This is a genomic window from Sedimenticola hydrogenitrophicus (assembly GCF_029017505.1).
Taxonomy (GTDB): Bacteria; Pseudomonadota; Gammaproteobacteria; order Chromatiales; family Chromatiaceae; genus Sedimenticola; species Sedimenticola hydrogenitrophicus_A.
In genome coordinates this window covers 1-24,397 of sequence record NZ_JAQGEI010000049.1, presented here as the reverse complement: position 1 = coordinate 24,397, position 24,397 = coordinate 1, and the positions used below count along the sequence as shown (strand labels likewise).

The following is a 24,397-nucleotide window of genomic DNA, read 5'->3' as shown; positions in this document are numbered from 1 at the left end:
CCCCCCAACAGGTGGAAAATGCAGCGGAAATCGGCATGGAGCATAACCTGGGCCTGACCTGCGACCCGGTGGGTGGGCTGGTCCAGGTGCCTTGCATCGAGCGAAATGCCATGGCAGCGGTAAAGGCGATCAACGCCTCACGGATGGCCCTGTATGGCGACGGCAGCCATTACGTATCCCTGGACAAGGTGATCAAAACCATGCGGGAAACCGGACTGGACATGAAGAGCAAATATAAGGAAACGTCTCGCGGTGGGCTCGCCGTCAATTTTATCGACTGCTGAAGCCGGTATCAGGCGGTTGGATAACCCGCTTCTTTCATGGAGCGCTCCGCCACGGCCGGGTCCTGGTGCTCTTTCGGCATCGCCAGATGATAGGGCAAGGTATAAGGGGTCTGCGAAAGCGCCACGGCCTCGGTTTCGATCAGCCGCTCGATCACCGAGCCGATTGTTTTCAAATAATTTTCCGGAATATCCCCCTGGTATTGGCTGGCCACATAGTCGATCATTTCCTGGAGGGTGTGCTGACCGTCCGCCAGCTGCATGACCCGTCCCAGCCACGGATCCAGGGGAATCAGCGAGTGCGGCGGCAGTTTCTCATAAACATGCACCTGCCCTTTCACCTCGGAATAGATCAGCGTACGGTAAAAATAGTTCGATAACTCCACCCGTATCTCTCCTCACGGAATCTGTTCTGCTCATTATCCTTGAACAGGTCCGGTGAGTCACCCCCGCCCTCTGGGAACTAATACGGTAATCGTGATCATCACTGCTCAATCGATGCATTAACCGGAAACCCACCGATGCACCACGGAGACACAGAGGACACAGAGGGGAAGCTGAACGATGTCACGGAACAGATTATTGGGGCAGCCATTGCACTAGGGGTCGGAGTCAAGCCGGTCGGAATGGATCAACCGATTCCCGGATATACGCGGCTTGATCCCGACCCTCTCAATCACGGGATAAACAGTTTACGGGCTTAACGATGGAATACGAATAATAATTCCGTTACTTCTCTGTGCTCTCTGTGTCTCCGTGGTGCGGATAGAGGCAAGTAGTGACCCGCGATTTTACTCCTAAACACCGCGGCAAGTCTGCCGCTAAAGAGTGTGCACCAGGTTACAATAATCGGCAGGGACATTGATGCGGAAGAAGATTTCGACCAAGCAGTTGACTATCGGAATGTTTGTGGAGTTGCCGGTCTCCTGGGGCAAGCACCCGTTCCTGAAAAACCGGTTCAAGATCAAGGACCGGGAACAGATCCGGAAGATCCAGGACTGCAATCTGACGCATATCCTGGTTGACGCCGCCCTGAGCGATGTAGCGGTACCCGAATGCGCGCAAACCGGCCCCGAAAACGGGGCCGATGAACCACTGCTCGATCCCAAGGATCAACCGGTACCTGAACGCTGGAACCCCGAAACACTCGCCCCCGTCGAGCTGCTCGAGGCACTGAACGATGCCAGTATGGCTTCCGATATGAAAGCCAAGGCGGTCTACCAACACTCGAAAACCATGTTGGAGCGCCTGTTTGAAAGCCCATCGGCCGAGAATATTGTAACCAGCAAGAAGGTGATCGCCTCCATAACCGACCTGGTGCTCGCCGATGACGAGACTTCCAGTAATCTGCTGCGCATCACCTCACACGACTTTTATACCTACACCCATTCGGTGAATGTGGGTGTTACGGCACTACTCCTGGCCAAGTCGCTGTTTCGACACTCGGACGCCCACGACCTGCAGGAGCTCGGTGCCGGCTTTTTTCTGCACGATCTGGGCAAGGTCATGGTTGACCCGGCGGTCATCAACAAGCCCGGGAAATTGACCGATGCCGAGATGGCGCACATGCGTATCCACCCCTTTCAGGGATTCAAGATACTCAAGCAGGCGAATGCCCTCTCCGATGAGTGCCGCTATATCGTGCTGCAGCACCATGAGTTCCACGATGGCACCGGTTACCCGAAGCGGTTGAGGGGGAACGAGATACATCGCTACGCACGAATCTGCTGTATCGCCGATGTGTTCGATGCCCTGACGTCGGAGCGCTCCTATAAAAAGGCGATGAAACCGTTCGATGCGCTGAAACTGATGCAGCAACAGATGTCGGAGCATTTCGACAAGAAACTTTTTGCCGAATTTGTTCTGCTGTTCAAGTGAAATGACCTTTGTGGTGGTTACCCACCTGGAACGGCGCCCCCGCCGCGATTATCGGCCCGGGAGCGGACCTCCTACAGGCCGAACCGGGTTCGGGGCGTTCGGCTTTGGGAGCGGCGCTCCGCCGCGAGTATCGGTCCGAAGCGGAGCTCCTACAGTCCGGGCGAGACCTGTAAAATAATTCGACAACACGCACATCCTCCACGACATACGTCCATCTTTGGACGAAATAAGCCCGGCCGAAGCCGGGCTTATCCCGCTGACTAGATAACTGGCAAAGCTCAGGCGGCGATCTGCTTGCGGCGACGACGGGCCATGGCCCCAAGTCCCGTCAGACCGATACCCAACAAGGCCAGGCTACCGGGCTCCGGCACGAACACCGCACTGAAGTCACCATTAATGACTTGTGTGCCCACCGTTTCAAAAGTATCGAAGTCACCGTCTATATTGGTCCGCATATAGAAGGAAGGTGGATCGATGAAGTAACTGGTCCCGTCTGGATTTTCCAGGGTAAAGTCAGTAAATATGAGATCGAAGAAACCGCCAACGCCGGCGACCAGCACACCGGTCCCCGAGGTCATCACCGAGGCGCTGGCAATCAGGTAATCATCGGCATCATTACCCAGGGTTACCGCGCCCGGGGCAGCACCTGGCAGGGCCTTGGTGGTATCCAGATCCGGGTCGATGAACAGGCTGAAGCTCGCCGAGGTGAAGGTGAATCCAGTTAGGCCACCGCCGAGATCGGCAAAGGTACCCGAACCATCGAACACGGAATACAACCCGTACGAGTTGTTGAGCTCGATCGGCGTAACATTCACCGTACCATCGTTGGACAGGTACTGGCCGAAATCGCCAAAGGCAACTATATCAAAGGTACCGGCACCAAACGTGGCCACTTCACTGTAGGACCCATTGATCTTGTCAGCCGTGAAAGTCCCGCCAAGCCCCTCCACACTGCTCTCATCAACCTTAAAGTCATTCAGTACTACGGCACCCGCTGGCACGCTCGCCACGCTGAGACCGATTACAACCGCAGCTGTAAGCAGCTTTGCATTGAACATGTCATTCATGATGAATCTCCTTGAAATTTTCTGTATCTAGCCGGCAAAGTACGGGCTGCCTTTACTAATGCATCCCCCATGCCATATTTTTTTATTATTGATTTTCAACAGGTTAAAAATAGAGATCATCCGGGAATGGATTTTTTGTAAAATTTACCGACACTCCGGACGCAAAGACAGATTTATTCAGATTAAAGCACTGGATAGATTCACCGGCGGGTTCTACCATCACCTTTAGCTTCCTGTTGATAAGGGGATGAAACAATTGTTATTTTGCCGGTTTGCACGGACAGGCCGGATCGGTCCCGGGCGAGGGATAGCAATCCCTTCGCCCGCCCGTCACATAGAGAGTCAATAGTCCTGAACTTCGACACATCCTTACCGGCGGTGGCTTTAACCTTGAATCGGAACAATAAAAATGGATGAATTTAATTACGAACTCGCATTCTCGCGGAATCACGGCATCACCACCGAACAGGAGCAGCAGCGACTGAGGAAGGCGACCGTGGCCATCGCCGGGTTGGGGGGAGTCGGGGGTGACTACCTGATAACGCTGGCGCGGGCCGGAGTGGGTAATTTCAAAATATCTGATTTTGATGAGTTCGAGGTCGGGAATTTCAATCGTCAGTACGGCGCCACCCTGTCAAGCGTCGGCAAACCCAAAATGACCGTCATGCATGACCTGGCCATGGATATAAACCCGGAATGTGTCATTGACTCGTACGGCGAGGGAATCAGCGAATCCAATATTGACAGATTTTTAACCGATGTGGATGTCTTCGTTGACGCCGTTGAGTTTTTCGAGATCCAGACGCACCGGATGATTATCAACGCCTGCAGGGACCGGAATATCCCGGCCATATTTGGCGTGCCTCTGGGATTCGGCGTCGGTATGCTGGTGTATACCAGGGATGGCATGACCTTCGATGATTACTTCGATATCGACTACACGGCGGCACTGGAGCATCAGGTTCTGAAGATGTCCCTGGGATGCGCCCCCGCCGGCTTCCACCTCAAGTATGTGGATCCCGAATCGGTCGACTTGAGTCAGCGGAAAGCGCCGAGTATAGCCAGCGGCTGTAAACTGGCAACCGGCATGGTCATCACCCAGGCCATTCTGGCCATACTGCACCCGGAGGAGTTGAAACCGATACCATATTATACGTGCTACGACGCCCGGCTGAATAAACTGAAAAAAGGGTCCCTCTGGATGGGGAACAGAAATCCAGTGCAGAAACTGAAATTCTCCGTGGCAAAAAGATTACTCGGGTTATAAACACCGGAAATTGCTGGTCCGAACAGAGGTGCGGGAATCGATAGATCAGTAAATGAAATAATACTATATTACCTTGTACAGGCTGTTCTTTCTTTTGTTAAATTCATTGAAATTCGCTTTATTAATTCGTTGCAAAAAAGCAAGTAATCTAAGTTGTAACCGTAGGTCAGGGGTATGTGGCGTGCAATCGGGAGGCTTTATGCAGGATGGTGTCAGATTTGCGGTAACGGAAGAGGACAATCAGGCTTCTTTCCGATTGCGCTATCAGATTTATGTCAAGAGCATGGGGCGTCTTAAAGATAAGGGCGATCACAAAAAGCAGGAACTGAAAGATGAGTACGACAAATCAGCCCGGGCAGTGATAGCAATTCAGAACGGAGAACCTGTCGGCACGCTCAGACTGTTTTGGGGCGGTGATGTCCCATTTACCAAGTCGTTGATCGAAGCCTACAGCATCGCCCCATTTCTCACTGTGCTGAATCAGGATCAGATCTGTATTGTTGAACGCCTGATGGTGACCGAGGAACATCGAGGGAGCAACGTTACCCTTAGAATGTATAAGGAGGTGATGAATTTTGTCCTTACGCACAGGGCTGAAATTGTACTCCTTGACTGTGAACCCCACCACCTCAACTCGTACCTGAAACTGGGATTCAGGCCTTTTACCGCGCCTTATACCTATCCCGGTATTGGTCTGGTCATACCGATGGCCCTGGTTGTTGGTGACTATGAACACCTGAAACAGATCGGCTCCCCGTTCGCCATGCTGACCAACCCCGAAGAGCTTGCTTACTGTCGTTCAGCAGACACGCTCTCGCAAATAATCAGCAACAAAACCAATGTGCATAGCCTGACCGTATCAAACACGGCACAATTTCTCGATGAGATACGCTCCCTGTCGCCCGGCAAGGAGTGGTCATTCAATGCAACACCCAGTCTGTTTGATTATCTTGAAGAGAGTGAAATAGAACGGTTGATTCAGAAAAGTCACATCATTGCCTGTAAAAAAGGCAACCATATTATCGAAAAGGATAACGCGGCGAAAACCATGTTCATCCTGCTGTCGGGCCATGTCGCGGTTGAAAAAAACGGTCAGATGATCGCCATGGTATCGCCGGGCGAGGTAATTGGTGAAATCGCGTTTTTCCTGGGAGTACCCAGAACAGCCAGCATCATCGCCGCTACCGAGGATGTAAAGGTGCTCTCCCTGGACGAGAGGGGCCTGTCACGCTTGCTGAAACATGAGGGACAGCTGGCCAACAAGGTATTGATGAATATGTGTCGCGTACTGTGTTCCCGCATCCTCGCGGGAAGTGAAACGGCAGATCTTAGAGCCCATTGAACCACTTGCCATCCCCACACAGAAATGCCGAATGGCCTACCCCCTCTTCAGTTTTTCAAGCAACGCCTCGGCATCCGCTTTCTCCGGGAACTCCCGCGCTTTATCCAGTAGCTTGGTGAGAATCTCCTCCGCCATTTTGTTATTGCCGGTGGTCGCGTTGATCATCGCCTCGTGATAACGCAATGTCGGATTCTCCGGCTGCAGATAGAGCGCATCTTTTATCTGGCGCAGCGCCAGCTCGTGCGATTTGTTGGCCAGATAGACCATTGCCAGGGTATCCATTAATGTTACCGAACCCGGTTTTAACCGATTGGCCTTTTGCGCATAAGCCAATGCCTGGTCAGGATTGCTGTTTCGGATGGACCAGGCAAGATTGTTCAAGACATTATAATCATTCGGCGACGCCGCCAGTGCTCTTTGATAATACCTGGCCGAAAGTTCATCCTGCTTCATTTGGGTGTAAGTCAAAGCGATAACCATATTGGCGTCATACTCACTACTGTGTTCCTCCGCCCACTCCACCTTCAGGTTGAGGGCGCCCTCACTATCCCCGGATCGCACCCTCTGCCTTGATAAGGCCAGCATGTTGTCGATATTCGGGAAGGCCTCGAACACCTTTTCCGCAAGCTGCAGTGCCTGCTGTTGATCCCCTTTCAGCTCCGCAAGGATGAACTCCGCCTTCATTACATCCTCATTCTTGACAAGCATGGTTTTTAAAACGGCGATCTCCCTCTCTATTTCCGGAACATCCTGTTTTTTTACCAGAATATGCAGCCGTGCGATGCGGGCGGGAAGGTATTGCTCATCCCGCTGAAGAGCCTTCATCACTGCCTCCTCTGCCTGTTCCTCCTTATCCAGGCCGGCATAGGCTTTCGCCAGGATGAAGTAACCTTCGGGCGTATCCGGGCTCCTGGCTATGATTTCGCTTGCGAGCTTTTCCGCAGACTTGAATTTTTTCTGGGCAATCGCCTGATTGGCCATAACCTCCATTACCGGCAGCTGTTTTCTGGACTCCAGATCCAGCGTCTCGACAAGCGCATTAACCTGGGAGGATTTGCCGATTCTGATATAATAGCGGGCGAGAACCAGCCTGGGTTTGACTGCCGATGGGTAGAGTCGTATCGCTCTTTCAAGACGCTCAACCAGTTGCCCCGGTTTCCCTTCAAGCGCTTCCAGTTCGGCCAGTTTTATCAAGGTGTCCAGGTTGTCCGGATGCGCTTTGATAACCCCGTCGAGATAATTCCTTGCTTTATCATACTCGCCGCTCATTATTGCAAGCGTCGCAAGATTGTGGCCTGCATCGGTATTTCCCGGCTTTATTTTCCACGACTCCTCCAGGGCTTTCCGCGCTTGCTCAAAATCCCGCTCGGCAATATAGATCATGCCGATCATGTTATAGGGAATTTCACTCTCCGGAGCCCGCTCCCTGAACTCGGCTGCCGCCTGATGCGCCTTATCGGTCTGTCGCATTCTCAGATAGCTCAATATCCTGTAAATATCCGCCTGGTGATTGTCCTCATCCAGTTGTATGGCCATTTCAAGCTGACCAATACCTTCCGTCTGATCGCCACTCATCATCAGACTGGCTCCCAGGCGCAATCGGGCGTCTGCAGAATCCGGGTTACGTTCGACAAGTCGGGTCAGCAGTGCGATGCCTTCAGCCGTTTCTCCCTTCGCCAGCCGTGTTTTTGCCAGCAAATTGAGTACAATGTCATCGGTCTTTTGGGTTTTCAGTACGGGATCGAGCAATCTCTCTACAGTGTCATACTCCTTCTTTTTAAACTTGATTTCGGCCAATAGTTTCCTGTTGGGCAGATACTCCGGATTCAATGCGAAATATCGCTCCGCATGGTTTTCCGCCTGTACAATATTCCCCTGCCGATAATTCAAATAAGCAAGATAAAACATCGCCTGGGGATAGCGATCCTGATCGAGCAGCGCCAGATCAAACTCTGATTTGGCTTCGCTCAGCTTGCCAGCTGCAAAGTGGACAAGCCCTTGGGAGAAGGCAACTCCCGGATTACCCGGAAGCTGCTTTTTCAGAATATCCAGGTCATCTTGTGCTTTGTCCAGATCATTCAACAGGATATTGACTGTCACCCGCTTGTTGCGGTCGACAACATTCGCCGGCTGCAGCGACAGGGATTTCGTAAAGGCCTCGCGCGCCGCTTCCGGCTGTTTTTCATTGGCCTCGATATCCCCCAACAGGCTCCAGGCGGGTGCATAATCCTTGTCTATTTCGAAGGCACGGGTTAATTGCTCACGCGCCAGTACGGGGGATTCCTCCGCATTCAGGTAAACATGGGCACGGGCAAACCGTACATAAGCTGAGTCTGCGGCTTTACCCAACGCACGTTCCGTCAGTTCTATCGCCGGCTTGGTCTTCCCCTGGTACATATGGGCAATCCCCTGAGACGCCAGCACCTCACCCTGTTCCCGCGGCATAAGATGATCTGTCTGCATGGCCAATACGGCGTCCAATTTCCTCAGCCGTAGCAGCGCCTGACTCAGACTGGAGAGCGTGTCATTGTCGTCCGCCCCGAGCTCCTTGGCCTTTTGCAGCTCCTTCTCGGCCGCGAGATAGTCACCGCCCTTCAGATAGAGTTGTCCGAGATAGGTTCGGGCCGTGCTGTTTTGAGGATCCTGTTGAAGCGCGTTTTTGAGTTCGATCAGCGCGGACTTCAAGTCACCCTCGTTAATAAACCGCTTGGCATTTTCAATATACTGGGGATTATCAACGGCACCACAACCGGCGATTAAGAGAAATAAAGAGAGATAGAACGCACGGATTAAATACTGATTCATAAAACTTCCTTCCTGTTTATTCACCCGCAGGTTATGGTTCAGTTGCCCTGAACTCTGATCTCTGCTTGAGAATGCAGTGAGCCCACGGGATTTTGCACCGGTGATGCTCGGTCCTGAATAGAGAGGCAGTGCAACAAGCCCCTGAAAACCACGATTTCATAATGCCTGCAACGCCGATAACCGTTTGCATGAAAATCGATGAACTACCGGCGCCACGATCAGGCACATATCCACTATAGAGTGAACCCATGCCTGGCCATGATATGATTTAAAAGCCCTTTGCACCCCGCTTCCAACAACCCCAACACCCGTTCAAACCCCGAGAGATTACCGAAGTAGGGATCTGGAACTTCTTCCAGATCGCTCCGAGGCGCGAACTCCATAATTAAAAATAGCTTATTTTTGTACTCTTCGGGACAAATCGCCTCCAGGCTGCGCAGATTATCCCGATCCATGGCTATGATGTAATCAAATCGCTGAAAATCATCAGCCACGATCCTTCTTGCCTTGAATTTCCGGATACTGGCGCCATGGCTTTCCGCTACCTGCCGTGCGCGCGGGTCTGGACGATGGCCGGGCCGGGGTACCTGGGTACCTGCCGAATCGACCCCCACAAAACGATCCAGCCCAAGTGCCGCCAGTTCGCGCCTCATCAAGCCCTGCGCCATGGGGGATCTGCAAATATTGGCGGAGCATACCATTAGTAAAGTAATTTTATTCTGTGTCATTTCTGGGATACGCGACAGTACATCCACCTGGAAGCTATTTTTTCGAGTCTCTCTCCGCCGCTTCCAACAACTCATGTATATACCTGACCGGTATTGCATAGCTGATGCCGGAAGGCCGTTCCAGCAGGGTCTCCTTGGTATCCTTGACGAAGACACTGTTCAGAACGCCTACCACCTCGCCGGATAGGGCATCATACACGGGACTGCCGCTATTGCCCGGATAGGCCGTTCCATCCAGCTGATACACCGCGAACCGATTGCGCATGCGTTGAATCTGCTTGGCGGTGAGGCTTTTGGAGTTATTGGAAGGAATGACGACCGGCGTGATGGCGGAGATGATTCCCCGGTGGGTGACCGGGTAGAGCCCCAAAACCATACCGATGGGAAAGCCGGTAAAGGCGATGGCCTCCCCCTCCCTGATACCCTCTTCCCGGGCCAGCGCCAGTGCCGGCAGCGGCCCGTTGGATATCTCCAGGATCACCAGGTCATGGTCTGGATCGGTCTTGACTATCCTGGCCGGGTGAACCTTTGCCTGGCTACCCCGTCCACTGAATACCGCCAGCGTCTCTTTTTTGGCGAGATCGATCAGCTCCGGTATCACATGATGATTGGAAATCACCAGATGGCCGTCGCCGATGGCGAAGCCGGTACCCCTAAACTGGGCCGACGGACGACGCAACGGCATGACCGTGCCCACCGCCACGACGCCGGGCCTGATCCGATCGATAATGTCCGGCAGTCCGGCACTATTGGCCAGGGGACAAAACAGACTTGAGATCACCACCCCATAGATAGCCAAGATCTTGAATCTCATGGAATTTTCCCTTCCCTATTAAATACCACCGATTGTAGATCGTTAACTCACCGGATACAAAGGGACATTCTGCGCAGAGAATGGCAATACCGTTTTCTCCAGGCTTGCCGATAGGTGTACTCATGACTATGATGTTGGTGAACACGATCGGGTTAATATTTTGACATGGAATACAACTAATATGGATAAGAACGTAGTCTGGCACCAGCCCACCGTTACCCGGGGTCGCCGAGCGAAAAATAATGGACACAAGAGTGTGATCCTCTGGTTTACCGGCCTCTCGGGGGCCGGTAAATCGACTATCGCCCACGCCCTGGAGGAGAGCCTCTATCAACTCGGGGCCAACACCTATGTACTGGATGGCGACAATGTCAGACACGGCCTCTGTGGTGATCTGGGCTTCTCCGACACCGATCGGAATGAAAACATCCGGCGCATCGGCGAATTGGCCAAACTGTTCATCGATGCCGGAATCATCGCCCTGACCGCCTTCATATCCCCCTTCCAAGAGGACCGGCAACGGGCCCGGGACCTGGTCCCCGAGGGGGATTTTATCGAGATCCATGTGAAGTGCCCACTGGAGGTGTGCGAAACACGCGATCCCAAGGGCCTTTACAAGAAGGCTCGCGCCGGTCTGATCAAGGGTTATACCGGTATCTCATCACCCTATGAGGTACCCGATAATCCGGAGATCGTCATCGACACCAGTGTCAGAGACGTCGACCAATGCGTGATGGAGATCATCGACTACCTGGCTGCGAAACAGATTATCACTCCGATTAGCCAGGAACTGACGGTGAACGGATGAAGATATTTTCTTCGCACCCACCGGCGCCCCGCTCACCGACCTGTTACCAGCCATAAAACATGAGGCAACCGGGCATGGCCAGGCAGCGCCTATTCTCGCCAACCGGCTGAGCCAACACCGCAGGGCGGCGGGTAACGCGATCCTGCCCGTGGCGGTCATTTCAGGCGATTGTACAAACCCGATTTAAAAATAATTGAACCGCATGAAGCATCGCATCCCATGACATCGCCCCCTCCCCTTATTGCGCATGTTATTCATCACCTCTGGATCGGCGGCCTGGAAAACGGTCTGATCAACCTGATCAATCGCATACCGGAAGAGCGTTACCGGCATGCAATTATATGTATGGATGATTTCTCCGACTTTCGCGAACGCCTGCAACGGAAAGATGTCCAGGTGATTGCCATCCACAAAAAAGCGGGGCGCGATCCGGCGGCCAAATGGCGCTTGTTCAAACTGTTCCGTGAACTCAAACCGGACATCCTGCACTCACGCAACCTTTCTGGTCTGGATGCCTTGCTACCCGCATACCTGGCCGGAATCAATCACCGCATCCACGGAGAGCATGGCCGTGACGTCGACGATCTGGATGGCAGCAACAGAAAACTGCAACTCCTGCGGCGCCTGCATCGCCCGCTCATCGACCGCTATATCCCACTCTCAAAAGATCTGGAGTGCTATCTGCAGAAGAGCGTCGGTGTCGCGGCGTCCCGTATCACCCAGATCTACAACGGCGTCGATACGGACAAGTTCACTCCGGCGTCGGGAGACAGACCGCCCCTACCAGCCGGAGCGGGGTTTGCCGATAAGGATTCCGTCATCATCGGAACCATCGGGCGGTTTCAGTCGGTAAAGGACCCGATGAATCTTGCCGAGGGTTTTATCCGTTTGGTTGAAAACCGTCCCGAACTGACAGCGCGCGCGCGGCTGGTAATGATCGGTGATGGCCCGCTCCGTGAACCGGTTATGCGACGGCTCGCAGAGGCTGGTTATGGCGACCTGGTCTGGGCACCGGGCTCGCGAAATGACGTGGAAGCTATTCTGCCGGCATTCGATCTGTTCGTTTTGCCATCACTTGCCGAGGGCATCTCCAACACCCTGCTGGAAGCCATGGCATGCGGCCTGCCTGTGCTTGCGACCGCTGTGGGTGGCAACCCGGAACTGGTTACTGATGGCGAAACCGGTACGCTGATACCCGCGGCTGACAGCAGCGCCATGGCCACTATGCTTGAACGGTATGTCCGGGATAAGCCATTACGCCTGTCGCAAGGTAAGGCCGGCAGGAAACGGGTCGAAGAGAAATTCAGCATCACGGCGATGGTTGATAGCTATGTACGGTTGTACGACAATCTCGGTGTAACAGTGAGGTAAATTCATCCTGCTGATTCACGCCAACGAATAACAGTAACTCAAGATTCGGAGTTCAGTACCAGACACCGGGCGGGCTACCCCCTTGCCGGGACACGCTGTGGATACGTCCCTGTACGCTTGGCGTCGGCATCCATGCCTCCGACAGTCCCGGCAAGGAGTAGCCCGCCCTGAACGACGCCTTTTGAATTCCGAAACTTGAGTAGTAAAAGGTTCAGCAAAACCATGTAGTTATCAGCGGCTATTATTGTGTCTCGCTTAACACTACAATTGCCATATCAAGCGACTGCATCTGTAAAACAAACTTATCACCAACGGGGCTCGAGACCAGGATGTCTATATTGATCCATCACTTTATTGCGCGCGCCGCACACAGAACCCCGGATGCCAGCGCGCTCATTTACAAGAACAATCAGTACAGCTATTCGGCGCTCCAGGCACGAGTTGAATCCGTCGCATCGGGCCTGATCAAAATGGGGCTTGCCCCGGCCGAACGGGTCGCCATCTATCTGCCAAAACTTCCTGAAACCGTGTTTGGCCTGTTTGGCGCGGCACAGGCAGGCGGTGTATTTGTACCGGTCAATCCGCTGCTCAAACCGCATCAGGTGGCCTATATACTGAAAGATTGCAACGTCCGCGCACTCATCACTTCCGCGGATCGCGTGAGCCTGCTTGCCGACGTCCTGACCGAGAGCCATGACCTGCGAACCTTGATCATTGTCGGACAGCCTCACGCAGAGTTACCGGTGCTGCCGACCGTCAACATCCTGACCTGGGACCAGGCCTTTCCTCCCTCATCCGATACCGCTACTTCGCCACACCGCCGCATCGATAGCGACATGGCGGCGATCCTCTACACCTCCGGCAGTACCGGCAATCCAAAGGGCGTGGTGCTCTCCCATCGCAACTTGGTGGCCGGCGCGGAGAGCGTGTCGGAGTATCTGGCCAATCGCCCGGATGACCGGCTGCTGGCGGTCCTGCCCTTCAGCTTCGACTACGGGCTGAGTCAGATGACCACGGCCTTCCGGGTCGGGGCCAGCGTGGTGCTGATGGATTATCTGTTGCCAAGAGACGTGATCCGCGCGATCGAACGCTACCGGATAACCGGTGTGGCCGCGGTGCCGCCGCTCTGGAACCAGTTGGCGCAACTCGATTGGCCGGGTAGCGTTAGCGATACCCTCCGCTATATCACCAATTCCGGCGGTGCCATGCCGAAGGCGACCACCCAAAAACTCCGGCAAACCCTCCCACACACCGATATCTACCTTATGTACGGGCTGACCGAGGCCTTTCGTTCAACCTACCTGCCCCCGGAACAGGTCGATATCCGTCCTGAATCCATGGGCAAGGCGATACCTAATGCGGAGATCCTGGTCGTCCGGGAGGATGGCTCGGAGTGCGCGCCCGGGGAACCGGGTGAACTGGTTCATCGCGGCGCCCTGGTCGCCATGGGGTACTGGAATGACCCGGAAAAGACGGCGGAGCGATTCAAACCCTGCCCCAGTCAACTCGCGGAGATACCGTTAACGGAGATCGCCGTCTGGTCGGGTGACCAGGTAAAAAAAGATGCAGAGGGTTATCTCTATTTCATCAGCCGCAAGGATGAGATGATCAAGACATCCGGCTATCGGGTCAGCCCGACCGAAATCGAAGAGGTGGTCTACAGTTCCAGGCTGGTGAATGAAGTGGCCGCAATCGGACTCACCCATCCAACCATCGGACAGGCGATCCTGTTGGTCGCCGCCGGCGATGACAACCTCGATCGCGAGGCGATCATCCGCTACTGTCAGACGGAACTGCCGAACTTCATGGTGCCCCAGGCGGTGGAGATAAGGTCCAGCCTGCCGCGCAATCAGAATGGCAAGATCGACAGAAAAGGGCTCGCAACCGAGTACAAGGCTATTTTCCTGGAGAACACCGCGCTATGAAAGTGGCCCCCAAGCATGCGGAGATGAAGCAGTTCCCGATCAAGAACAATGAACTGCACATCGGCGGCGTTGCGCTCTCCAGACTGGCCGCCCGGGTGGGGCAGACCCCCTTCTATGCCTACGACCGCAAGTTGATAACCCGTCGCATCGGCGAACTCAGGGAGAGGCTTCCACAAGCGATACATCTGCACTATGCGATCAAGGCCAACCCCATGCCCGCCGTGGTGCAGCATCTGGCCGGTCTTACTGACGGGCTGGATGTGGCGTCACTGGGCGAAATGCGCGTGGCGCTGGATACCGGTGTGGATCCCCGAACGATAAGCTTTGCCGGACCGGGGAAAAATGACACCGAACTGCGGGCCGCTGTTGCCGCCGGCATCATTATCAATCTCGAATCGGAAGGCGAACTGGAACGCCTGACCAGCATCGGGCAAGCACTGGGGATTCGCCCGGTGGTCTCGGTACGGGTGAACCCGGATTTCGAACTCAAGACGTCGGGAATGAAAATGGGGGGTGGTCCCAAACCCTTTGGCGTCGATGCGGAACGGGTTCCCGACATGCTCAAGCGGATCGGCGCGTTGGATCTCGACTGGCAGGGCTTTCATATCTTCAGCGGATCGCAAAACCTGCGATCCGAGGCGATCGTCGAAGCACAATCCAAGACCTTCGAGCTGGCCTCGCGGTTGCTGGACCATGCTCCCTGCCCCATCCGCTGGCTCAATATCGGCGGTGGTTTTGGTATCCCCTATTTCCCGGGCGAAACACCGCTCGACATTCAGCCTATAGCGGACAATCTGGAAATACTACTTGAACATTACCGGCCACAGCTGCCTGACGCTGAGATTGTTATTGAACTTGGCCGCTATCTGGTTGGCGAGGCCGGCGTCTATGTCTGTGAAGTGATTGACCGCAAGGAGTCCCGTGGGGAATTATTTTTAGTCACCAACGGCGGCTTGCATCATCATCTGGCCGCGTCGGGCAACTTCGGACAGGTTATCCGCAAAAACTACCCCGTTGCTTTGGCTTACCCGTACCAAAGCGAGGATGCCGAAACTGTCAATGTAGTCGGCCCACTCTGCACCCCATTGGACATCCTCGCAAGCAAGGTGGAGTTACCAAAAACGCAAGCAGGCTCCTTGATATGTATCTATCAGTCCGGTGCCTATGGGTACACGGCAAGTCCACATCAATTTCTTGGCCACAGCAAACCCATTGAAATATTAGTCTAATGGTTCAGGACTTGCCCATGGCCAGAGGGCGAGACTACCTGCAATTCAAAGGGCGTGATACGCCTTAATTTGGCTGCTGCGGTATTTGATGAAGACCAAGCCCCGCCGCTTGTCGGCTGCTGAATAGCTGGTTCTGACTGAACATATCAGGTAGCTGCTCCTCGCCATCAAACAATAGCTGTCCAGTCGATTCAACAATTTTATTGTCTGATACATCGAGCGAGGTTACTGGCGCACGCCAGGTAAACAATCTGCTCTTACCATGTTTTGCGGAACGCTCGTCGGGTGATCTGTCGCGATCGAGAATAATCCAATTGTTCTTCAACGTGACATTCGATGCCCGCACACCTTTTCCACAATGTTTGGGTTCGGTTCCCACACTGATGACGTCGATATTATCGGTTTGGTCCCCCTGCTGAATCACGCTGCTGGTGATTGACAGATTGCCGCCGCATGGAAAATCGACCACCCGAGAATGACGGCCATCCATGCCCGCCAGGACACTGTTCTCTATCCGGGTATTCGCCGCCCTGCTTTTGAAAACGTGTCCATTGCCGAAGGGCCTGCGGATGGTCGAATTCCTGATCACGACTCGATCGATCAAACCGGCGTATAGCCCGTGCGCCACTTCGCGAGATTTGTCATTCAATCCTGTGTCTTCAATCAAGCTGTCTTCCACTATCAACTCGCCGCCGCGGTTATCCGTGAGGATACCCATCACCGTCCCTTTAATATGGGCACGCCTCAGCGTCAGTGAAAAATTCTTGCCTTCCGCCTTGACCCCCGCGCAGCTGCCGCTCTGGCAACCAGCTCGATCACCATCTCCATCGAAATCCTCGATAACGACACGACAGCCGTTACAGTTCACATTGATAATGCCCTTTGAGCTGTTCACCCCGTATAGCGAGACTTGCCTTAATTTCAACGTGAGTGATTTGTTGACCAGGATACCCTGAATATAGTTGCCCGGTGGCGGCACCACGACGTCTCCCGGTTTTGCGTGTTTTATCAGACTGTTCAAGTCCTCTGAAGAGAATGAAACCAGCTTTTTTTGTACCGGATGTTTGTAGACCCAGACGCCGGTGGTGTGGATCGAAAGCCCGACAAACAGATCCCGCTCCTCAATATATCGCCATTTTCCATAGACCCTTCGATCACCGGCAGATGGGCCCGCTTGCCCCCAGTCAACCATATGCCACTGCTCATTCTCAGCATCCGGATCAAAGACAAAGATCTTTGAACCGCCATTCCAGGAGAGCATTTTTCCCTCGCTGTCAAATGCCAGCGATTTGCCGTGCGGTACGGCTTGTTTGATTACGTGCATGTTCCGTCCAGACTGCGCATCAAAGGCAAGCAGCGATCCCTTATGGATCGACCAGACAAGACCGCGTTTCTTGTCATAGGCCTTTAGACCATCACCCCAGTCGGCCTGCCCGATATATCTTTTTAGTCGTGTGGCATCCGGTTTCGTGGGATCGTAGACCATCATCCTGATCCGTCTCTCCAGATCCTCTGGCCACACCGAAGAGATCGATGGATGCTCTTTGGAGGCTATTATCTCGCACCACCCCCCCGAATACCCGCTCAGCTTGCTTGCACAGTCATTCAGGTTCTGACCCACCAGGGTGACCTGTGCCTCGGCAAGCCGACGGCTTCCTTCCCGCTGTTCGGCAGCGGCCGAAATAGTGTTGGAAAATAGCAAACCTATCGTTACAAAAACATACAGAAACAGCAATAACGCACTATTCATTCCATCATGTGGTGATACTGGATTATCAAAATCCCTGTTGACCATTTTGAACCTCTGGCTATTGTGGCGGCTATAGGCGCTCGTGCTCCCAAAGAGATGCCAAATATTTTTATTCCTGAGACGTGGGCGGCATGACAGTAGCTGTCTGTTAAGAACCACCCACAAATTGAGTAACGACCATTGAATGATAGCAGCGATGCTAAGAAGCAATTAACTCGTTGAACAGATCCGCCAGTCTGGATGTCTGAGGGCGTCGTGAGTAACTTTAGATGGAGTCGTCCGCGGCAACAGGCACGGAACCAGAATTAATACTCAAGTTTCGGAGTTCGCATTACTTGTAGGGTGGATAAGCTTGCGCATCCACCGCCATCCGATCAAGGTGGATGCGCTGATGCTTATTCCATCCTCAGGTCCGTAAATGGCACTACATTGTACTACTCATCACCCTACGAATTCAGCGATTCAGGCTTTGTGAAATGAACTCCGAAACTTGAGTAATAAGACGATACCACTAAAGATCGATATCGGGCCGATCCAGTACAGTAACGGTGACCCCTGTCTACCGCCGGATATGAATAACACTCACAACCGTAAGACCCAGACTGAAGTAAAGTCTTCGTGGCCACCCGCAACCAGCACCAGTTGATTGTGGATCGGGTCGTACTGCATGTTGTAATTCATTCCCAGTTTGAAGGGAAATACGGCTTCATCAATCTGTTCCCAGCGGTCCTCGGCTATATCATAGAGCCAGGTTTGCGCCCCGCCCTTTTCTCCGACGGGCGAATCGACAAGCACCACGGTCTTCCCCACCCCCGGGTGAAAAGCGGCGGGCACTGACTCCATTCCCGGGGGCCTTAAACCGGGTGTCGGTTGTTCGAGTGCGCCCCTGTCTCCATTACGAAAAAGATATACTGCGTTGGATGAGGTATGCGTACCCAGTATGATGAAGGCGTCATTACGGGGATCATAAACCGCATTGGTATGGTAGGCATTGATCCCTTTTTTGGCGATACGTTGCCAACCTCTGGCACCAGCATACTGGAAAACGCCATCAGGCCTGAAGCCCACGAATCGCTGTCTTTTGGAGTCATAGGCTATCGAATACGGAAAAAAGGAGACGGCCTTACCCTCCCCCGTAGACCAACTGTTGTCCCGGAAATGGTAAAACCAGGTCGGGTGCTTTTTGATTTCCCCCCAACTCGCCGCCATCCATTGACCGAAGCGATCAGGCTTCAAATGATCAGGATGGCTTGCCACCATCAGCTGATCATTGACGGGATCGTAGTCGACGGCATCAAAGGTGTGCATGGCCCAGGGCCGTTTGACGTCTGCTCTGGCAGACGGTTCACCCGCTGAATCAACAACATACCCCTGGTAATCGTCAGGTTGTGCGGTCGGTATCCACTTCACCGACGACATATCGAATATACGCACAACATTCGACCAATCCTCGCCATGAGTATCGCTGCCAAAAAGCACCAGCCTTCCCCGTTTGCTATCAAATGCACTTCCCCCATGAGGCTGTCGTTTGAACTGCACCGGGTCACTGCGCTGTTGCTGGTGAATTTTAATCCATCTTTTCTCGGGCAAGTGAGAATAACCGCGGTTTGGGTTACCCGGCATTACTGGCTCGATACGGTTGACTATTTCCCAGTCACCAACCGTAGCCAGCACGAACGTTTCGACCTGTTTCCAGCGCCAGTGGTGAGTGATGGTGTCGGAAAAAGCGTATCCGGCCGCCACCACCAATAAGACATTGCATAGTCTCCCGATTACTACCAGGTAGCCGTTTATCCATTGGCGTAGTCGCATGGGTGTTCCGTCTTCATGTTTAACTGGGTAATAAAATCCCGTCCCGCTGGGCTCCTCGGATCAGTTCAATCCCCGCAACGTGGCATGTACAGGACGTACCGGTATCGCATAACTGATCCCCGAAGGTCGCTCCAACAGGGTCTCTTTCGTATCTTTGACAAATACACTGTTCAGGGCACCGATAACCTTGCCCGTTGCTTGCTGATAGACCGGACTTCCGCTGTTACCGGGGTAGGCAGTACCATTAAGTTGATAGACTTCAAACTTGTCCCGTAACCACTTGATCTGTTTGGCCTTAAGCTGGCTTGAATTGTTTGAGGGTATGACTACCGGGGTAATCGCCGAGACAATGGCCTGATGGTCACCGGGTAGAGGCCCAGCACCGTGTCAATGGGACAGCCCGTGAAAGCGACCGTCTGACCCTCCCTAATCCAAGTACCAAGCCACCGATAGCCAACACCCGAAATCTCATAGATAATGTCTCCCATAGACAACACAATTTGCCCAGTCTAACTGGCATAAAACGAGTAAGCCAGATCAGGCACGATCATGGCTGAACAACCTGGCAGCTATCATTATCCAAAGTACAGTATAAGTTCAAAGTCTCCGCTGATTGCACATGTTATTCATCACCTGTATATCAGGTGGCCTGAAATATGATCTGATCAACCTGCCAATGAAATACTGGTCTAGACCATGTTGCTATCCTATACGCCTTCCATGACCTCCAGGCATGTCTCATGGGTAGTGCGCCTCTTCCGGTCGCTATCAAGGTCACACATCATAGCGACGGTGAAGTGACCTATCGTCCGCAGCCAGCGGAAGAGCCTGGCTGCCTACCAAGTGGCGTCCATCACTCCACTCTCCTGAACAAAACCTGCCGTTCTGGGCAATATTTCGGGGAAGGCAACCCTTGGGGCCCAACTTTTCTGTAATCACACTATACTGGGTGTCAGTATCGCCAGCAGATGATTGAAAGGACTTTAAGGCATAAGGATGATTGTCAGGCTCGTATTCATTTTTTTTCTATTGATCTCTTTTGCCGTGTGGGCCGGCTCAACTGTCGGCGACGGTAGCCTGAGTGCTGACAATCGGCACCTCGACGGGAAACAACACATCCCCTTCGGTGATATTGCAGCCCTGGAACAGGGGGGTTGGGTGCCCAGGATAAGAGATCTGGCTCGCAACCCCTCTGTTAAAACAAGAGAAACAGTGTGGGATAACTCTCCGGGTGAGCGTGGTGAGATCGGTCTCTTCACCGAGTGGCAGGCGATCTATTTGGCAACCCGCAGGGAAGACTTAAGACAAAACATCATCGATTATGCCAATCGACCCTATCCAGTCATCCCGGGGGGAAAGTCATATTCCCACACACCCAACGAATATTACCTTCCCTATCTGCTGACCAAAGAAGCCGCGATACTGCAAAAAATGGAGCAGATTTACGCGGATTACAGGAACTGGAGGCAGCAACCGGAGACTGCCCCGTTAGTCCCTATGACCGGTCGAGAATATGCCTGGAATCTCAGAAATCTAGCCTACCTTGCCAAATTTGAGGCTGCCGGCCTGACCGAGAAGCGGGTGTATATCGAGGCGCTGGATAACACCCTGAAACGAGTCTTGGCGATAATCAAGAACCCGACTCCGGAGGCTGAAGAGTTTCGGGTGTTTGAATGGAACAAGGTCAGCAGTGAATATTACGGCTGGTCGGGTTGGATGCAGTCCTTTATCGGCATTGTGATTAATCACATGGTGCAAATGGGTTATGACGAGTGGCGGCCGGTGGCCGAGTGGCAGTTCCAGCATTTGGTGAGGCGCTGTGGTGACAGATGGCCATTGAAGGCCTGCGAAAACGATCATGTGTTTTACAAACATCTCGCGAAACAGGGTGAGAGCGCCAGGGATGCGGCCCGCAGGTCAACCTGGGCCACCACCCACCCCTATATTGGGTCATCAGCAGCACAAAAACATCGTTATGACTCGCTTTCGGATAATGTGCTTCCTGATCTGAATGAGAAACCGCGACTGAGCTTTAGAAATCGTGCCCAGTACGCCTATGCCTGGGCGGCTCTTGCCAGTGAAAACGGCATACCCGGTGCGACGGAGTTACGTGACCGGCTGTACACTGCCATTAAAAACCGTGGCGACAAGTGGGACTACAAGAATGCGATTGATGGTGGGGGCTATATCAAGAACATTAAACAGGCGGATATTAAACAGGCAGACACCCCGCGACCTCAACTCTCGAGCCTGATTCCTCCCCCCGATACCCTGATAAAAATTCCTGGTAGTGAAATCGAGGTACTGGTCAAAAAGGATGAATTTGATTTTTGCGGACAGATAGGCTGTTTTAAATCCTATAATGCATTCCTTGCCTGGAATATCGGGGCCTATGATGCCCGCCGAAAGAAATGGTGGTTCCCTGCAGGTGGAGGGCATGGAGATTACGGCGGCAACGAGGTTTACCTTTACGACTTGAATAAACTGAGCTGGAGCAGGGAGACCGATCCCAGTCCGCTGAGTGGTCCATTTCTAAGAGATAGTGACGGTGATGGTCAAAACGACGAGTGCCCCTCGCCCGCCAGGGGGCCATTGAGCTCGCATGTATACTCTTCACCGATCATACTTCCCAATACTGGCCAGGTCGTCATCAGCGTGGGATCAGGGTATTGCGGTCAAAAAAATCCCATTGGAGTGACTCAATCCTGGTTATATGATCCACAAGAAAAGAGCTGGCGACAGCTGTCGACTGACAGGGATTTAACTGCGTCGGCAGTTTTCGATAAAGAGAAAAATGTCATCTTTTCCGCCTATTCACAAAACCCGCTACGAGTTCAGGAAGTCGACATCAATACCTGGCAATGGACGCCCGACAAGGGATCGACAACCTATGGCTATCATACCGTGGCCTTGCTGGACAGGGACAATAAGACCTTGTGGGTTACCAATGACAACCAGGGATTGAACAAGTCTGTCTGGAACGGTGCCAAATTCGTCCCCAAAGGGAAGATTAACGACCAATTCGGTAATACGACCCGCACTTCCAAATTTATTCAGGATAAAAAGGGTCGGCTTATCTCGTGGGACGGGCAGGATGCTTTTCAAATATTTACTCCGGAAACCGGCGAGTTCGAGGAGCGGCTGATTCCAGGCTATATCTCATCCAATAACCCACACCGCCAGGCGCGCTTGAACAATATGGCTTACTTGGAAGAGTATGACGTGATCGCCCTGATCAATGATCCTCGCCAGGGGGTCTATTTAGTCAAGATAAAGTAATCAGGATTTAATTTACGCCAATGAATACATTTACTGCGTATTCCGGTGAAGATGACCGGTCATTCCGGTGATCGTGACCGATTTGCCCATCGACGAGACACTGGAGTCGTTTTTGTAGATCAGTTGGTCACGATCCGTCAAGCTTCTGCGTTTTCTTTCGCATGGATTCTCCCCTGAGTGATAGTCGATGAGCGTTGTGCAGCAGGCGGTCGAGAATGGCGTCGGCCAGGGTGGCCTCGCCGATGAACTCGTGCCAGTGCTCAACGGGTAACTGGCCGGCGATGAGGGTGGCTTTCAGCCCATGGCGATCCTCGATGAGCTCCATCAGATCGTTGCGCTGGGCGGCGGCGATTTTCTGGATTCCCCAGTCGTCCAGGATCAGCAGGTCCGCTTTGGCCAGTTGATTCATCAGCCGGGGATAGCTGCCGTCGCCGTGGGCGATGCGCAGCATCTCGAACAGCCGGGGCAGGCGGAAGTAGCGCGCCGACAGGCCTTGGCGGCAGGCCTGATTGCCCAGGGCGCAGGCCAGCCAGGTCTTGCCGCTGCCGGTGGGTCCGGTGAGGCAGAGGTTCTGCCGGCGCTGGACCCAGTGACAGGTGGCCAGGGTGCGCATGAAGGACTTGTCGATGCCCCGGGGATGACGGTAGTCGATATCCTCCACGCAGGCGGTCACGCGCAGCTTGGCGGCCTTGAGCAGACGCGAGAGCCGGCGGTTGTCACGGTAGAGGATCTCCTGATCGAGCAATAAAGCGAAGCGCTCCTCGAAGGGCAGTTCCTCGTGGGCGGGTTGGGCCAGCTGCTGCGCGAAGGCGCTGGCCATGCCCGAGAGCTTGAGGGCATGGAGTTTCTCCAGTGTGTGATTGTGCAACATGCGGTTTTCTCCTTGTGAGTGGATCAGCGGGATCAGTGGTAGTAGCCGGGGCCGCGGACGTTGGCATGCAGGGGCAGCTCGCTCTGGGCAGGCTCTGCCTCGGGCAAGGGCTGGTGATCGAGTCCCTGTTTCAGAATGGACGTGACGGAACGGTAATTCGGCGAATGGATGGCCAGGGCCCGTTCACAGGCCGCCTCCAGCCGGGCCTTGCCGTAGCGCCGGGCATGGTTCAACAGCCCCAGACAACGGCGATAGCCGTGTTCGGGATGGGGCAGATCCTCGAGCTGTCGTTTGACCACCTCCAGGGTGGCCGGGCCGATCTGCTTGGCCCAGTTGAGGAAGCGCCCCGGCGACCACTCGCGGTGCTGGCGGTGGGCGCTGGGCATGTGCTCAGGAAGCGTGGTGAACTGGGTCTTGTGGCTGCGCGCATGGGCGGCGATACGCTGACCCTTGTGGAAGACCTCCACGGCGGTGGCGGTGGCGCGCACATCCAGCACATGGCCGACCCAGCGGTGGGGAACGCTGTAATAGCGCTTATCCACCTCGACGTGGTAATCAATGCCGGGCTTGGCCTGTTTCCATTCGGCGTACTCATAGGGTGTGCCTGGCAAAGGCCGTAGCGCCGGCTGATCCAGTGATTCGAAGGCGCTCCGGCGGCTACCGGGTAGCTTCTGGAAGGACCGCTCGTTCAATTCCGTCAGCAGCTCCCGAATGGCGGTGTTGAGCTCCGCCAGGGAGAAGAAGCTGTGGTGGCGCAGCCGGGCCAGGATCCAGCGCTCGACCACCTGCACCCCGATCTCGGCCTTGGACTTGTCTTTTGGCTTGTAGGGGCGTGCCGGCAGGATGGCGCAGCCATAGTGGCGGGCCAGTTCCGCATAGGTGGCATTGGGCTCGGGATCATAGCGGCAGGGAGACGTGACGCCGCTGCGTAAATTATCGGGGACCAACAGCTCCACCGTTCCACCGAAGAACTGAAAGGCCCGTTGATGCGAACCGATCCAGTCCGGTAGGCTCTGGGTCCAGGTCGCCTCGGCGTAGGTGTAGCTGGAGGCGCCGAGCACGGCCACGAACACCTGGGCTTGGCGCAGCTCGCCGGTAGTGCTGTCCACGATCGGTACCGTGGGGCCGCAGTAGTCGATGAACAGCTTCTCACCGGCGCGGTGGACCTGG

The 24,397-nt window shown here is 54.0% G+C and carries 18 protein-coding genes; 9 read left to right on the top strand and 9 right to left on the bottom strand.

The genetic code is table 11. The features are described from left to right. The coding region (locus O9K64_RS21740) for an L-serine ammonia-lyase, iron-sulfur-dependent, subunit alpha (protein WP_275100222.1) at positions 1–284 on the top strand (284 nt) is incomplete at its 5' end. An 8-nt stretch (positions 285–292) separates the two neighbouring features. On the opposite strand, the gene O9K64_RS21735 is transcribed toward O9K64_RS21740, so the two are convergent. Beyond that, positions 293–667, bottom strand: a complete 375-nt coding sequence (locus O9K64_RS21735; protein ID WP_275100221.1) for a hypothetical protein — start codon at positions 665–667, stop codon at positions 293–295. A 478-nt stretch (positions 668–1,145) separates the two neighbouring features. Here O9K64_RS21735 and O9K64_RS21730 point away from each other — a divergent pair, with 478 nt between their 5' ends. After that, complete coding sequence (locus O9K64_RS21730) at positions 1,146–2,159, top strand: HD-GYP domain-containing protein (RefSeq protein WP_275100220.1); 1,014 nt, start codon at positions 1,146–1,148, stop codon at positions 2,157–2,159. A gap of 278 nt (positions 2,160–2,437) precedes the next feature. Here the strand turns inward: O9K64_RS21730 and pepA are convergent, their stop codons facing one another. Next, positions 2,438–3,226 (bottom strand): flocculation-associated PEP-CTERM protein PepA, encoded by a 789-nt coding sequence (gene pepA, locus O9K64_RS21725; RefSeq protein WP_275100219.1) that lies wholly within the window; start codon positions 3,224–3,226, stop codon positions 2,438–2,440. A 409-nt stretch (positions 3,227–3,635) separates the two neighbouring features. Between pepA and O9K64_RS21720 the strand changes: the two genes are divergently transcribed. Together O9K64_RS21720 and O9K64_RS21715 are read left to right on the top strand one after the other, a co-directional pair. Further along, on the top strand, positions 3,636–4,493 hold the full coding sequence (locus O9K64_RS21720) for a ThiF family adenylyltransferase (protein ID WP_275100218.1): 858 nt from the start codon (positions 3,636–3,638) through the stop codon (positions 4,491–4,493). A gap of 199 nt (positions 4,494–4,692) precedes the next feature. Then, positions 4,693–5,835 carry a GNAT family N-acetyltransferase gene (locus O9K64_RS21715; protein WP_275100217.1) on the top strand — a complete coding sequence of 381 codons (1,143 nt, stop codon included), beginning with the start codon at positions 4,693–4,695 and terminating at the stop codon, positions 5,833–5,835. A gap of 36 nt (positions 5,836–5,871) precedes the next feature. Here the strand turns inward: O9K64_RS21715 and prsT are convergent, their stop codons facing one another. The 3 genes from prsT to O9K64_RS21700 form a co-directional block, all read right to left on the bottom strand. Then, a complete protein-coding gene (prsT, locus tag O9K64_RS21710; RefSeq protein ID WP_275100216.1) occupies positions 5,872–8,640 on the bottom strand; it encodes an XrtA/PEP-CTERM system TPR-repeat protein PrsT in 2,769 nt (922 codons plus the stop codon). A gap of 233 nt (positions 8,641–8,873) precedes the next feature. Further along, entirely contained in the window at positions 8,874–9,341 is a 468-nt protein-coding gene (locus O9K64_RS21705; RefSeq protein WP_275100223.1) for a low molecular weight protein-tyrosine-phosphatase, read from the bottom strand. 61 nt (positions 9,342–9,402) lie between these two features. Further along, positions 9,403–10,182 carry a S1 family peptidase gene (locus O9K64_RS21700; RefSeq protein WP_275100215.1) on the bottom strand — a complete coding sequence of 260 codons (780 nt, stop codon included), beginning with the start codon at positions 10,180–10,182 and terminating at the stop codon, positions 9,403–9,405. Between the two features lie 181 nt (positions 10,183–10,363). Here O9K64_RS21700 and cysC point away from each other — a divergent pair, with 181 nt between their 5' ends. The 4 genes from cysC to O9K64_RS21680 all read left to right on the top strand — a co-directional run bounded on the left by cysC (position 10,364) and on the right by O9K64_RS21680 (position 15,515). Beyond that, positions 10,364–10,990, top strand: a complete 627-nt coding sequence (gene cysC / locus O9K64_RS21695; RefSeq protein ID WP_275100214.1) for an adenylyl-sulfate kinase — start codon at positions 10,364–10,366, stop codon at positions 10,988–10,990. Between the two features lie 168 nt (positions 10,991–11,158). Beyond that, positions 11,159–12,361: a TIGR03088 family PEP-CTERM/XrtA system glycosyltransferase gene (locus tag O9K64_RS21690; RefSeq protein WP_275100213.1), complete on the top strand. Its 1,203-nt coding sequence runs from the start codon at positions 11,159–11,161 to the stop codon at positions 12,359–12,361. Between the two features lie 329 nt (positions 12,362–12,690). After that, complete coding sequence (locus tag O9K64_RS21685; protein WP_275100211.1) at positions 12,691–14,286, top strand: acyl-CoA ligase (AMP-forming), exosortase A system-associated; 1,596 nt, start codon at positions 12,691–12,693, stop codon at positions 14,284–14,286. Continuing rightward, positions 14,283–15,515 carry a pyridoxal-dependent decarboxylase, exosortase A system-associated gene (locus tag O9K64_RS21680; RefSeq protein WP_420493186.1) on the top strand — a complete coding sequence of 411 codons (1,233 nt, stop codon included), beginning with the start codon at positions 14,283–14,285 and terminating at the stop codon, positions 15,513–15,515. The genes O9K64_RS21685 and O9K64_RS21680 overlap by 4 nt, the downstream gene beginning before the upstream one ends. Positions 15,516–15,579: 64 nt before the next feature. On the opposite strand, the gene O9K64_RS21675 is transcribed toward O9K64_RS21680, so the two are convergent. Both O9K64_RS21675 and O9K64_RS21670 read right to left on the bottom strand, forming a co-directional pair. Further along, positions 15,580–17,310 (bottom strand): hypothetical protein, encoded by a 1,731-nt coding sequence (locus tag O9K64_RS21675; RefSeq protein WP_275100209.1) that lies wholly within the window; start codon positions 17,308–17,310, stop codon positions 15,580–15,582. Positions 17,311–17,847: 537 nt separating this feature from the next. Beyond that, positions 17,848–19,077: a hypothetical protein gene (locus O9K64_RS21670; RefSeq protein WP_275100208.1), complete on the bottom strand. Its 1,230-nt coding sequence runs from the start codon at positions 19,075–19,077 to the stop codon at positions 17,848–17,850. 996 nt (positions 19,078–20,073) lie between these two features. Here O9K64_RS21670 and O9K64_RS21665 point away from each other — a divergent pair. Next, on the top strand, positions 20,074–22,356 hold the full coding sequence (locus O9K64_RS21665; protein WP_275100207.1) for a hypothetical protein: 2,283 nt from the start codon (positions 20,074–20,076) through the stop codon (positions 22,354–22,356). A 127-nt stretch (positions 22,357–22,483) separates the two neighbouring features. Here the strand turns inward: O9K64_RS21665 and istB are convergent, their stop codons facing one another. Beyond that, positions 22,484–23,227, bottom strand: coding sequence for an IS21-like element helper ATPase IstB (gene istB / locus O9K64_RS21660; protein WP_275100206.1), 744 nt, complete (start codon positions 23,225–23,227; stop codon positions 22,484–22,486). A gap of 32 nt (positions 23,228–23,259) precedes the next feature. Continuing rightward, a partial coding sequence (gene istA / locus O9K64_RS21655) for an IS21 family transposase (protein WP_275100205.1) occupies positions 23,260–24,397 on the bottom strand: 1,138 nt, incomplete at its 5' end.

Excerpts from the sequence above, each read along its gene's own strand:
- O9K64_RS21665 (WP_275100207.1), top strand. The coding sequence starts at position 20,074 with ATGATTGTCAGGCTCGTATTCATTTTTTTTCTATTGATCTCTTTTGCC.
- O9K64_RS21715 (WP_275100217.1), top strand. The coding sequence starts at position 4,693 with ATGCAGGATGGTGTCAGATTTGCGGTAACGGAAGAGGACAATCAGGCT.
- O9K64_RS21730 (WP_275100220.1), top strand. The coding sequence starts at position 1,146 with ATGCGGAAGAAGATTTCGACCAAGCAGTTGACTATCGGAATGTTTGTG.
- pepA (WP_275100219.1), bottom strand. The coding sequence starts at position 3,226 with ATGAATGACATGTTCAATGCAAAGCTGCTTACAGCTGCGGTTGTAATC.
- O9K64_RS21685 (WP_275100211.1), top strand. The coding sequence starts at position 12,691 with ATGTCTATATTGATCCATCACTTTATTGCGCGCGCCGCACACAGAACC.
- cysC (WP_275100214.1), top strand. The coding sequence starts at position 10,364 with ATGGATAAGAACGTAGTCTGGCACCAGCCCACCGTTACCCGGGGTCGC.
- O9K64_RS21680 (WP_420493186.1), top strand. The coding sequence starts at position 14,283 with ATGAAAGTGGCCCCCAAGCATGCGGAGATGAAGCAGTTCCCGATCAAG.
- O9K64_RS21675 (WP_275100209.1), bottom strand. The coding sequence starts at position 17,310 with ATGGTCAACAGGGATTTTGATAATCCAGTATCACCACATGATGGAATG.
- istB (WP_275100206.1), bottom strand. The coding sequence starts at position 23,227 with ATGTTGCACAATCACACACTGGAGAAACTCCATGCCCTCAAGCTCTCG.
- O9K64_RS21700 (WP_275100215.1), bottom strand. The coding sequence starts at position 10,182 with ATGAGATTCAAGATCTTGGCTATCTATGGGGTGGTGATCTCAAGTCTG.
- O9K64_RS21670 (WP_275100208.1), bottom strand. The coding sequence starts at position 19,077 with ATGCGACTACGCCAATGGATAAACGGCTACCTGGTAGTAATCGGGAGA.
- O9K64_RS21705 (WP_275100223.1), bottom strand. The coding sequence starts at position 9,341 with ATGGTATGCTCCGCCAATATTTGCAGATCCCCCATGGCGCAGGGCTTG.
- O9K64_RS21720 (WP_275100218.1), top strand. The coding sequence starts at position 3,636 with ATGGATGAATTTAATTACGAACTCGCATTCTCGCGGAATCACGGCATC.
- prsT (WP_275100216.1), bottom strand. The coding sequence starts at position 8,640 with ATGAATCAGTATTTAATCCGTGCGTTCTATCTCTCTTTATTTCTCTTA.